Consider the following 12,076-nt stretch of genomic DNA (forward strand, 5'->3'; position numbering starts at 1 on the left):
CGGTGCGCCTATAACCTTTAGCCTTCGAGCGATGGGCGGATGGAAGTCTGGCCGGCGCCACGGCGCTGCCACTAAAGCCTGTGCCTTCGGCGGTTAGCCGGCGCGGAAACCTACCTTGATTTGGGCGTTCTTCGACTGCAGCCATGGTCACGACTCGCAGGGCGGCGTCTTCACCTCTCAGCCGCTACCAGAAAATGCGGGATTTCGGAGCTACGCCCGAACCTGCACCATCGACCCACGCCACAAGCAGGTCAGCGGGCCGTGCTTTCGTCGTTCAGAAGCACTGGGCGAGTCGCCTTCACTACGATTTCCGGCTTGAGCTGGATGGCGTGCTGGTTTCGTGGGCTTTACCCAAGGGGCTCTGCTACGACCCAAAGGAAAAAAGAATCGCCATCCATCTCGAGGACCATCCCCTCGAGTACGCGACGTTCGAAGGCACGATTCCGCCCAGACAGTATGGCGCTGGCACCGTCATCGTATGGGACCGCGGGACGTGGGAATCGGTTGGTGACCCGAGAAAGGCCTTGGCTGCCGGGAAGCTGATGTTTCAACTCCATGGCGAGAAACTCGCGGGCTTGTGGGAACTGGTGCGTATATCCAAGCCAGGCGACAAACAGGACCAGTGGATGCTCTTCAAGAAACGCGATGAATGGGCACAACCGCTGGCGAAATACGATGTCATCAAGGCGCTTCCAGACAGCGTCGCCACGAAGCCGTTGGGGCTGCTCGAAGAGCGGGAGCCGAAAGTCGTGCGGCCGGCGCGCAAGAGCAACCAGGAAATCGACCTGTCTGCAGCAACGAGCGCGCCGCTCCCCGCCAAACTCGAACCGCAGCGCGCGACTCTGGCTTCGTCGCTACCGACGGGCGGCGACTGGATAGTTGAATCGAAACTGGATGGTTACAGAATGCTCGCCCGAGTCGACAAAGGGCGCGTGAAACTGTTCACGAGTGGCGGACACGACTGGACGAAGAAGCTCCCAAGCCTGGCTGCAGGGGTTGCAAACCTGCCAGTCTCCAGTGGATGGCTTGACGGCGAAATAGTCGTGCTGAGCAACGGGCTGCCAGATTTCTCCGCTCTGCAGAACGCTGTAGACGGCGTCAGGAATGAGGAAATCATCTATTTTCTGTTCGACCTCCCGTACTTCGATGGGAGGGACCTCAGGAACGTCCCCCTGTGGGCCCGGCGCGCGCTGCTTTCCAGCACGCTCAAAGATGAAGGCGACCGCATCCGGTTCAGTCAGGATTTCGACGCTTCGGTGGCCCAGATATTCGAGGCGGCTGCCGGTCTCGGTCTCGAAGGCCTGATGTTGAAACGTCGCGACGCGAGTTATGAGTCAGGGAGAACGCAGACCTGGCTGAAGGCAAAGTGCCGGCTTCGGCAGGAGCTTGTGGTCTGTGGTTTCACCGCTCGGGGCGGCAAGGACGGCGAAGTTGGCAGCCTCCTGCTTGGTTATTATGTCGGCAACCAGCTCCATGACGCCGGCAGCGTCGGCACCGGTTGGAATGCCCGCACTGGCCGGGACCTATGGCTGCGCCTGACGCCGCTCGAGCTGGATGCAACTCCCTTTGACGTCGCCGTATCGAAGCCCAGCCGCTGGTCGAGGCGTGCGGCTGGCAGCGAGCGCTGGGTTCGGCCTGAACTCGTTGCCGAGGTCGAGTTTGCCGAGTGGACTGCGGAAGGCGTCGTGCGCCAGGCGTCGTTCAAGGGTCTGCGCGTCGACAAGCCCGCGCGCCTCGTCGTCCGGGAGGCCGGTGAGACGCTAACGCCGGCGCCCGCCTCTCAGGTGAAAGTCACGCACCCTGAGCGTGTCGTCGACCCAACAAGCGGCGTTACAAAGCTGGACTTGATTCGGTATTACGAAAGCATTGCCCAATGGATGCTTCCCCATCTGGCGGACCGGCCGCTTGCGATGGTCCGTGCGCCTACGGGCATTTCCGGCGAGCTGTTTTTTCAGAAGCATGCAGAAAGGACCGGCATGCCCGGTCTCAAGGCGCACGACCGTGACTTGTGGCTGAATCATCCGCCATTACTGACGGTCGACACAACTGACGCTCTGATGTCGGCGGCCCAAATGAACGTCGTTGAGTTTCACACCTGGAATTCGACGGTTCAGCGAATCGACCAGCCTGACAGGGTCATCTTTGACCTCGACCCAGGCGAAGGCGTGAAGTGGAAGCAGATTCAGGAGGCGGCTGTCCTTGTCCATGCATTGCTTACGGAGCTGGGCCTGAAGGCCTGGTTAAAGACGAGCGGCGGCAAGGGGCTGCATGTCGTCGTGCCGCTTACGCCAAGACTTGACTACAAATCTGTGAAGGCGTTCTCGCAGGCGTTCGTCCGGCATCTGGCCAAAACCATTCCAGACCGCTTTTCAGCGACTTCAGGGGCAGCCAACAGAATCGGCAAAGTCTTTGTTGACTATCTACGCAATGGAAAAGGGCAGACGACCGCCACTGCATTTTCCGTACGGGCACGGCCGGGGATGGGTGTCTCGATGCCGGTTTCATGGGAGCAACTATCCGACCTAAAAAGCGGCGCGCACTGGACGGTGCAAACGGCGAGAGAGTATCTTAGCTTTCAAACGCAAGACCCTTGGGAAGCATACTGGTCGGCAAAACAGTCGCTGGCGTCAGCCATAAAGCGCCTACGGTAGGAAAGCTGTCGCCGAGCTCGTCGCGGTGATTCGCAAGATGCGTACATGCCACGCAGCGCACGACGCGGGCCGGCAGCGACAGGCACATCACGTGCTCTGCAACGCGGAGGGTTGGCCTTCTTAAATAGATAGTTGGTAAGCAGCACCGGCGGCACCTGCGCCGGCCTCTATCAGGAGAATCACATGACAGCGCGTTCCATCGCATCGCTGACGCTTTCCTTCGGCCTGGTGTCCATACCGGTGAAGCTGTATTCGGCTACGGACAGCGCTGCCGGCGTCGGCTTCAATCTGCTGACGCCGGACGGCGGTCGTGTCAAGCAGCAGTACATTTCCGAGGCCACCGGAGATGTCGTCGCCCGCGCTGACATGAAGAAAGGCTACGAATTTGAAAAGGGACAATTCGTCGTCTTCGCTCCCGACGAATTGAAGGCCCTTGAGGAAGGTGCGAGCCACGTTGTTGAGATAGTTTCCTTCGTCCCTGAGAAGTCGGTGGACCCGCTCTACTATGACAAGGCGTACTTCATCGCTCCGGACAAACGGGGCGGCAAACCGTACAGTCTGCTGCAACAGGCGATGCGCGAAAGCGAACGCTGCGCGCTAGCAAAATGGTCGTACAAGGGAAAGACCCGAATTGTTCAGATAAGGCCGGCGGAAGATGGGATGGTCTTTCAGCAATTGCTGTTTGCCGATGAGGTGCGCGCGCTGAGCGATTTGCACATCGAACAGGTGAGTGTCAGTGATACGGAGCTGAAGCTCGCCCTTCAAATCATCGACCAGGTTTCGGAAGACGCATACGACCCGACTGCGTACGAAGACGAAGAGAAGAAGCGGATTCTCGAAGCCATCGACCGGAAAATTGCTGGCAAACAGATTGTGTCACCAGAGACGCCAGCAGAGGAATCCGGTGGCCAGGTGATTGACCTGATGGAAGCGCTGCGAGCAAGTCTGAGCACCAACAAGGCAAAGCGAGCCGCACCTGCCAAATCGGTTGCGAAGACGGCTCCGGCAAAAAAGGCTTCGGCAGATGACGTTGAAGGACTGTCAGCCAAACCGCGGCGCCCCGTCAAACGAGCCGCTCCGAGAGTCGACGTGAAAGAAGCGCCGCCGGCAAAGGTTCGAGCTCGCAAGTGAACAGACGAAATCTGTCACACGACTATTCTTTGCGGAGCCTCCAGTCCCTGCTGGGCGTTTCGCGCAGAGTTCTGTCTGGACTGATTGACGCGGGGTTTGTTCATCCCGCGCGCGGTCGGCGGAACGAACTTCGTTTCTCGTTCCAGGATGTCGTGGTCCTTCGCACCGCATTTCAACTGCAATCCGCGAAAGTCTCATCACGGAAAATTCTCAAGGCGCTTGCCAAGCTGAAAGCCGAACTCCCTGACGAACTTCCGCTGTCTGGAATCCGAATCACATCGGTCGGCGAAACTGTAGCGGTCAGGTCAGGACAGTCCCAATGGGACGCTGCATCAGGCCAGCACCTGCTTGATTTCGAGGTTGCACCTATCCGAGGTGATGTAGCGTTTTTGGACTCGGCTCCGCGAAACCTGGCGAGTCGGGAAGAGCAGGCAGAAGAATGGTTCGCACTTGCCGAGCAGCTCACCGAAACAGATGCGGTGGGTGCGGAACAGGCCTACCGGAAAGTGCTTGAGCTTGCGCCATCACCGCATTACGACGCATATACCAATCTGGGCGTATTGCTATGCGAGGCGGAAACGCGTTGCGATGAGGCGTTGTCCATTTTCGATGGCGCACTCGAGCATTTTCCCGACGACGCGTTGCTTCACTTCAACCGCGCAGTCGTCCTAGAGGAACTGAAACGCTACGACGCGGCGGCAGCGGCCTATCAGCGGTGCATAGAAATTGACCCGACGCATGCCGACGCTCACTTCAACCTTGCCCGGCTAAGCGAGATTCGTGGCGACAAGCAAGGTCTCGTCAGGCACCTGAGCGCCTATCGGCGGCTGGTCGGCTGAATTAGATTTGCCGGTCGGCAATAGGCGGCATGCCGCCGGTGAAAAAACCTTCATAAGTAATAGCGCCGCAGCATAAGCTACGGCGCTTGTCATTCAGAAGACCGAAGGCTATCTCACTCAGTTTTTCAGGTCGTCGGGCACCTTGCCGCCGTTCTCTGACAGCTTCTGCATTACTTCGCGATGCAGCCAGACATTCATCGTGGCTGAATCCTCCGTGTTGCCCGTGTAATGAAGTTCGGAGGCCAGTCGCTTGCGGGCGTCGAGGCTGCTATCGAGCCCGAGGAGCTTGAGCAGGTCGACAATCGATGTGCGCCAATTCAATTGCTGTCCGCTTCCTTCCTGCATTTGCGTAAGGACCGCTCCAACATCCACGGTTGGCATTGGCGCAGCGGAGGGTTGTGAGGGTTGCGCTGCCGCAGTCGATGGTGTGGATGGCGCACCGGCTGGTGCTGTTGTGGAACCGGGTGCCGGCGCGGTGGCGGCCGGCGCTGCAGTAGCCGCTGAGGTTGTGTTGGCTGGGTGGTCATGCGGAAAAATCTTATTGAGGATGGTCGAAAAGATGCTCATTTGTTGCTCCTTGGGTCATGACACACAATGGTCGGCCTTCTTGGTCGCGCAACGGACATGCCTACCCGATTTTCATCTACGGGTTCTTCCTGCTGTCGCTCCTCGGCTGGCTTATTGTGAAGGCCATCCAATTCGTGAAGGCCGGATAAGCGCGCCCGCCGAGAATCAAACGCCCAACTGCTGGGGCGCTTTAAGCGAACGAATCCGTCGATGAGCTGATATGCGCAATCGAACGTGCCGCGCGTCACGTAAGCGCTTCGAAGCGACTGAGGACGCTGCCGACCGTCTCCAAAGACGTCATCTTGGCAGTCGTGGCCACAAACCATAAACAGCGCTTTTCGCTTTCAGCGGATGGCAAGCGAATACGCGCGGCGCAAGGCCACTCGGTAGGTGTGGACCTTGGATATGCCGCGATGGAACCGCCTGCTGTTCTCTATCACGGCACCGCCTGGAGTAACTGGACGAGTATCGCCGTTGAAGGGTTGACAGCTCAAACTAGGCACGCAGTCCATCTGAGCACGGATGCCGATACGGCAACGCGGGTCGGTGCTCGCCACGGCCAACCACTGGTGTTGGTCGTGGACGCGGCGCGGAAGCACGCTGACGGGTACGCTTTCTCGCGGTCGGATAATGGAGTTTGGCTTATTGAGGTAGTGCCAGCGGTTTACCTCGCTCAACTTGGGCCGCACGGGCATGGGTCGAAATCATGAATGTGTGCGCTCGTGTGAAATCTCTCACAACTCAACGCATGCAACGGCGTGGGCTGAGTCGCGAGCGCGCGAAGGAACTGCTACTTGCTGATACCGTTGCTGGGCTCAAGGATGCAAATCCGAGCGCTCAGTCGGCGAGACTGAACTTCGCCGACGGTTTCGACGATGAAGGCGAGCCGGCCTTCATCGTGTGCAAGCCCTTTTTCACAGCGGGGGATTGATGGTGACCGAATCCTGCACGATTCTTATCTTGGGATGCCGTGACTTGTCCGAAAGCTGTGTGATTCACCGACAAATTTGTCCGAAAACTGTGTATTTCAAGGCCACTGAGTCTGTCGCTAGGAGCTGGTGACTGTCGTCCTCATCATCATCAAAAACGCTTCTGCAGAGACCAAGCGATGAAGCGCATACACAGCCACGTTGTACTAGTGCGGTACAGGACGATGGAAGACAAGGCTAGACATCGCATCAGTCCGTAGTTCCCGGGGAGCGGTAAGCGAACCGTTTGCTATGAGTGCGCCGGTGCCAGGGCGCAAAAAACTTCGTCGCCAATTTTCACCTGGCCGGCGACCGGGCGACTACTTAGCATGACAGCTCCTTTCTATTCGGGAGTTGAACATGAAGACACTGACCAAACAACAGGCCAATGACCGCGCCGACGCGCTCAACAAGAACAAGGGAACGAGCGGAACGAACCCCACAAATGCGAAGGTGCATGGTAATCGAGGAAATCAGCTGGACGCGAACCGGAAAAACAAATAATCTCTCAGCGCCCCGCTTCGGCGGGGCTCCTGTCTCCAACACTGGTCCGCATCATGAAGATTGTTGGCTTCCCTACCCAAGGTGAGGTATTGCAGTTCGTTTTCGACGCGTTCGGGGTTCTGCCCAGAAAACATGAGCGAGACGAAAGCTTCGACGAAGCTAGGAAGAAGTCTACGCAGACGGCGCTGCGGCGCCTGGCCAACGAAGTCGGCCAACTCGACCCGAATCTTGGCAAGCTTCTCGTGACATTCAGCTATCTCATCGCGGGCGTATTGCCACCGCGCGAGTTCTGGGCGTTCGGCGATGTCTTTTTTGACCTGTTTGACACCTATCGACATGCGCTGAAGACAGAAGGTACCTACCTCCCAAAGTCCGAGACGGCCAAATGGTTTCTGCTGGAGAGCGTCGCCCCAAGGTTGGCGATGTCCCTCGCCAAGCATCTCCAACGGCACAACGTCGCAGCGGACGACCTTCTCGTCCCGGCAGACGCTTTCTGGTACCTGCCTAAACGCGACGGCGATAGCTGGCAGTGGCCACTCGAACGCGTCATGCGCTGGGTGTACGAACTCTCCGGAACGTCAATCCAACGGTTCCATTGCCCGGACGACACTGATTTAGCGCTTCTGGGTAAGAACCTCGACAGCGCAAAAAATTGGCTCGCAGGTCGCAATGTTCCGTCATGGTCATCGCTGCTTCAGAACTTCGCCGAATCGTTCGTGGCGCTCGGCAGATTTCGAGCCAAGCAAGGGCTGCAGTCGCTTTCCGAAGCGCAGAAAGTGAGTATCCGGACTGCGCTATTTCTGTCGCGTGCCGCGACAGACCTCTCGATGCTCGTGCTGAAGCACTTTGGGAATGAGACGCTGCAGGAATTCTGCAACTGCTTTTGCCTGGTCGCCGAGCACCTCTTGGAAGACACCCATAGCGTTCGCGAGTTCGTGCAGGAACTCATCGCTCGCGAACAAATTCCCGCAAGCCATTGGGATGAGGTCTGGTTCAACGTCGTCTCGGACTATTGGGACCAACTTGCGGAGCGGCAACTCGCCATCAGCCACGGCTTGGCGAGCGGCCGTATCACTACCGACGAAGCCATTGTGGCGAGTCGGGCATTCGGACGATTTGCTGCGTTCCAATTTGAACATCCGGAGGCCTTCGCCCCTCAACACGCCTTCCCTGACGGGTTCGAAGAACTCCTGCGCGATGGGTTTGCTTTGAGGAAGTCCAGAGACCTCACAATGTCGAGCATTGAGGCCTATCGCACGCGCCTCGAGAGTCGCGGGCTTACGGAAACACTTTCATGGATGGTTCCTTGGCAACGAAGTACCTACTACTATCGTGAACAAAAGTACGCAGAAGCCTACCCATTCATAAAGGACGCGTACGAACGCGCTCGGTACTGCGCTGGAGCACATCAGTACCTACTCGTGAATCAATTCATCGAGTTGTCTGCGAAGAACGATAAGTGGAAGGAGTTCACGCAGGGCGTTCATTGGGCTACCTACTTAGGATTTGACGTACGATGGTTGCGAAAGAAACCACCGACCAAGGAGAACCTGGAATTTGTGTTCGTGGTTATGAAGAAAGCGACCTATTCGGACTAGCTTAATCCCCGCTTCGCCGCTTCCGACGAAAGCGAGCTTGGGAACGTGCTCTTGGTTCGTCCAGTCATTGTTTGAAATCGAGGGTGAACGGCGCGATGCCCCCTCCAGATTCCACATATCCGGTGTGACTGCTGACTGGGCGAAGTATTCTCTCGGCTGGTCGCCTATCTCTCGTAGAGCAGGTCATGTTAAACCTGATAAGGCGAACCGTGAGAGCATTGCAAGGGGCGACCATGCGCGGCCAGATTTCAAAGACGAAACAGCGACCGATTTCGAAAAGGGGAGTGAAAGATGAGCACGGTGCTCGAGACCCAACCCAGTGCGGCAGAGGAGCCGGAGCGCAAGGCGACGCCGCACACAGCCGTACTCGACCCGGAACGCCGCAAGGACACCGGGCTGAGGTCAGGCCTGATTGCGGAGAAAGACGCGCTTTACATGGCGTACTACGAAGGCGTTATTTTTCACCGATACCCGGCGAACGCATCGCTGCGCCTCGGCAACGAGGTCGCCTTCTACGAAGTTGCGCTTCACGGGAAGGTGTATCGCGCGCTCGCGCGGCCTGTGCCCGGGCAGAGTCCGCGAACCGCCCCCCGCGACCTGAAATACGGGCTCGCACGCGCATGCTCGGAAGGCCTGCAGAAGGATGGCTGGCTGCTCGAGCCACCTACCGCCATTCCCAATACGCCGCGCGCACTGGTGCGTGAACTTCAGGAGGTCACTGGCCTTGCCGTCGGAGACATCGTCGACAACGCGTACAGCATTCTGAACTATCGTCGCCACCACGGCGCGCAGTATCCCGATACGATGGAGCCGAAGGGATATAGCTTCAAAGAACTGTTTCTGATGTCGGTCGACACGGACGGCACCCTGAAGACCTTCTATGAAACGCCCTCGGGTGTGAACCCGGAAAAGTGGACAAACTTCCTGCGGGTGCTCGACCGCAAGGAGTGTGAATCGCTTCGGCAGTACGCCGTCTCGGGCATGGCTGTCGGGGAAGCCGGGGAAGCCGGTGCAACGGCCATCCGCGAGGCATTGCACCTGCGTGACGGCCGGCTTCGCGCGGTTCCGCCGGCGTCGTATATGCCCTTTATGGAGCGCTTTCCCCTAGCCGACCACCAGAAGCTCGAACGCACCGTGGGCGGACAGCGACGATAACCGGCCACTGGGCGGAATCTGGCCAAGCCCAACTCTGCGTTCGAAACGCCTCCCACCCAGCAGAAGAGCCGGACTAACTGCATGGCGACACCGCATTCGGCCGAGAAAGGACGCGCCTGAACACTATGCTGCCATTCAGGGAAACGAACCGGATACCGTGCTGATGCGCGGCGGCAGTTGCATTGTCAGTCCTCTGGGCGAAATCCTCGCAGGTCCAGTCTTCGATACAGACGCCATCCTTGTGCAAGAACTGGACTCGGGAGACTTGGCCAGAGCCAAGTATGACTTCGACGTTGCCGGGCATTACGCGCGCTCTGACGTCTTTCGGCTGCACGTGAATGAAGCGCCCATGCCTCCCGTCGTTTTCGAGCAGCGCCCTTTGTAACACACCTGTCAGGGTAGCGCGCACGTCGACTTCGTGCCCGTAGTAGGCGCGGTCTTCGTCCTAGTCGACGGTGACCAGGCCCTCGAAGTCGAGGCTAAGGTCGTCACCGTCGTATTCGTCCAGTATGTCCCGCCAAGGCAGCTCGATAAACGAGATGGAAGCCGACGGCGGCGAAAGCTCGAACGGCACGGCAACGATAGAATGACAGCCGGTGACGGCAACCGTCAGTTCATTCTCGCCCCGTCTTCCCGTGCAGCGGCGCCAGCGCTCGCAGGATAGAGTGATGTGGCTGCCGATGCTGGCCTCAAAAACGAAAGCAGCATCTCGACATGCATCGCGGACACTGCCTCGATGGCAGACGGCTCCGAGTAGTCCCGCCCGATGAACGCTTTTAGCGTGAACCGGTTGGACACCACGTAATAGCCCATTGCGACCAGGGTGACATAGAAATCCAGCGCGTCTACATCGGCGCGGAAGTCGCCGGCCGCTGCGCCACGCGCCAAGGTTGCGCTCAACAGGCTAATCACCGGCGAAATGGCCTCTCGCAGTTTCGGCGAGCGCTCGAGATATTGCCCTCCGTGCAGATTTTCGTTGTTGATGAGGTTCAGCCACTGGGGGTTTGACCTCAGGTAATCCCATATGGAGAGTGCGAGCGCTCGAATGGCGTCTGCGGGTTGCAGCCCCGACAGGTCCTGGCTCACTTCATGATTCGCGAACTCCACGTACATGGCCTCGAGGACGGCGACGTACAGCCCTTCCTTACTTTGAAAATAGTAATAGAGCATCCGCTCGTTCGTGCAGGCAGCGGCGGCTATTGTGTCGACGCGCGCCCCGGCGAGCCCGAGCGTTGAGAACTGTTGCGTCGCGGCCTCCAGAATGCGCCGGCGCGTGCCCTCGGGGTCTCTTTTCATTTTGGGTTCGTTCATTGTCGGTGGCTCCCATCTTTGCAGTGGAATGCTTCAGTAACGCCGACATTATGCGCGTCTCCCGTCGTCGATTTCCACGGACGGTAAAATGTCGCATTCGAGGAGAGAGCGAGAATGGACAAACGAAATTACGCTAGCCACGCAGACGCGGTCTTCACGGTGTTCGAGATGCTGCGGAAGGAGCTTGCGGTAGATTGTGATGACTCGGCTGTGCTGGGCCGGTTGCATGAGATTGCTTCGCTTCCAGCGGCTGACTTCTTCGCCGCGCTTGGTGACCTGGCAGCAGGCCTGCCTACGCAGGCTGACCCATCAGTCGCTCTGTCACGCTGCGCTCCGCTGCCGTGCGCATTCGCGAGGCCGTTAACCATTCCGCGAGACGCACGCTGACTCAGCCATGGAGCAATGGCGCGCTAGCGGTGTGAAACGCTGGCTGCAGCACCTCGTCAGACAAGTGTCTGACATCTGGCGAGCGCATGCCAAGCTGGCGCGTGCGCATAAATTGCGGACCAAACCAGAATCACATCATTATTTGAAAACGCGCCCGCATCACACCCCGCTCACGGCACCCTGGCGTCGAGTTCCGGACGCATGACCACGCATTCCCGCGCCGTCGGCTCATTGCGGGCGACGACGAAAACGGCGGGGGTCGGGCTGCGGTTGACGGCGACATGGGCCACGCCCGCCGGGGTGAAGATGTAATCACCGGGGCGCACCACCTGCCGGTCTTCCAGTGCCTCGCCCGTATAGAACTCGATTTCGTCGCCGCTCAGCATGTAATGCGCGGTGTCATGGTGTTCGTGAATGTGAGCGCTGGTTCTGCCCCCGGGCGGCACGGACACCACGCCCAGGTAGAGAACCTCGGACCCCACCGTCTCCTTGCTGATACCGGGCGCATGCACGGAGCCCTGCTGGGACATGTGGCTGGCACCACCACGAACAACACGACCCACTTTCGCCCTCGGTGAGGTTGTTTCCATTGCGCACCTCCGGTCATCAACCCGCGTATCCGTCACGCCATGGCAATCACTATAGGCGACGGTAGAAAGGGTAAGGGCCGGGATTTCGGCTCTCAGTTTCCTGGACGCTTCAGTCGCTGCGCGGCGTCCGGCGGCGGCGCATCGCACGCGAAACTCTGGGCGGTCAGTGCGTCGGTATACACGGTCCAACCGGCCGCATCGGTCGCGCGCACGCGGATTGGCCGTTCGACCGTCGGCCGGTCGCCGCGGCGATAGAGACACGGTGGCGCGTAGTTGAAATCGAGGAAGCCGTACGGGTCAGCCGGCAGCGTGCCCGGGATGATGAAGGCAATGCCCTGCGTGTCGCCCGGAAGCTGGTCAACGCGGAGCGCCACC

The 12,076-nt window shown here is 58.9% G+C and carries 11 protein-coding genes; 7 read left to right on the forward strand and 4 right to left on the reverse strand.

Translation table 11 applies throughout. The annotated features are described in order from the left end of the window. The first annotated feature begins 143 nt into the window (after window positions 1-143). From ligD to P0D89_RS35165, 3 genes are all read left to right on the forward strand, one after another. Complete coding sequence (gene ligD, locus P0D89_RS35155) at window positions 144-2,651, forward strand: DNA ligase D (RefSeq protein ID WP_408377904.1); 2,508 nt, start codon at window positions 144-146, stop codon at window positions 2,649-2,651. A gap of 183 nt (window positions 2,652-2,834) precedes the next feature. Further along, on the forward strand, window positions 2,835-3,782 hold the full coding sequence (gene ku, locus P0D89_RS35160; RefSeq protein WP_408377906.1) for a non-homologous end joining protein Ku: 948 nt from the start codon (window positions 2,835-2,837) through the stop codon (window positions 3,780-3,782). Continuing rightward, window positions 3,779-4,621, forward strand: a complete 843-nt coding sequence (locus P0D89_RS35165) for a tetratricopeptide repeat protein (RefSeq protein ID WP_408183468.1) — start codon at window positions 3,779-3,781, stop codon at window positions 4,619-4,621. Before ku ends, P0D89_RS35165 begins: the two co-directional genes overlap by 4 nt. Window positions 4,622-4,738: 117 nt before the next feature. Here the strand turns inward: P0D89_RS35165 and P0D89_RS35170 are convergent, their stop codons facing one another. After that, on the reverse strand, window positions 4,739-5,188 hold the full coding sequence (locus P0D89_RS35170) for a DUF3597 domain-containing protein (protein ID WP_408320165.1): 450 nt from the start codon (window positions 5,186-5,188) through the stop codon (window positions 4,739-4,741). Window positions 5,189-5,454: 266 nt separating this feature from the next. Between P0D89_RS35170 and P0D89_RS35175 the strand changes: the two genes are divergently transcribed. The 4 genes from P0D89_RS35175 (at window position 5,455) to P0D89_RS35190 (ending at window position 9,413) form a co-directional block, all read left to right on the forward strand. Then, window positions 5,455-5,898 (forward strand): RNA 2'-phosphotransferase, encoded by a 444-nt coding sequence (locus tag P0D89_RS35175; RefSeq protein ID WP_408377922.1) that lies wholly within the window; start codon window positions 5,455-5,457, stop codon window positions 5,896-5,898. A 618-nt stretch (window positions 5,899-6,516) separates the two neighbouring features. Beyond that, window positions 6,517-6,660, forward strand: coding sequence for a hypothetical protein (locus tag P0D89_RS35180; protein WP_408377909.1), 144 nt, complete (start codon window positions 6,517-6,519; stop codon window positions 6,658-6,660). A 53-nt stretch (window positions 6,661-6,713) separates the two neighbouring features. Beyond that, the gene (locus P0D89_RS35185; protein ID WP_408377911.1) at window positions 6,714-8,258 is read left to right on the forward strand and encodes a hypothetical protein; all 1,545 of its coding nucleotides are present in this window, start codon (window positions 6,714-6,716) and stop codon (window positions 8,256-8,258) included. Between the two features lie 291 nt (window positions 8,259-8,549). Further along, window positions 8,550-9,413, forward strand: a complete 864-nt coding sequence (locus P0D89_RS35190; protein WP_408377913.1) for a hypothetical protein — start codon at window positions 8,550-8,552, stop codon at window positions 9,411-9,413. A gap of 609 nt (window positions 9,414-10,022) precedes the next feature. Here P0D89_RS35190 and P0D89_RS35195 read toward each other — a convergent pair. The 3 genes from P0D89_RS35195 to P0D89_RS35205 form a co-directional block, all read right to left on the reverse strand. Then, window positions 10,023-10,724, reverse strand: a complete 702-nt coding sequence (locus P0D89_RS35195; protein ID WP_408254303.1) for a TetR family transcriptional regulator — start codon at window positions 10,722-10,724, stop codon at window positions 10,023-10,025. Between the two features lie 557 nt (window positions 10,725-11,281). Beyond that, complete coding sequence (locus tag P0D89_RS35200; RefSeq protein ID WP_408377915.1) at window positions 11,282-11,701, reverse strand: cupin domain-containing protein; 420 nt, start codon at window positions 11,699-11,701, stop codon at window positions 11,282-11,284. Between the two features lie 92 nt (window positions 11,702-11,793). Then, window positions 11,794-12,076 (reverse strand): hypothetical protein (locus tag P0D89_RS35205; RefSeq protein WP_408377917.1); only part of this gene is annotated, 283 nt, incomplete at its 5' end.

The sequence above is a fragment of the Paraburkholderia sp. RL18-085-BIA-A genome (genome assembly GCF_046027075.1).
In the GTDB taxonomy this organism is placed as follows: domain Bacteria; phylum Pseudomonadota; class Gammaproteobacteria; order Burkholderiales; family Burkholderiaceae; genus Paraburkholderia.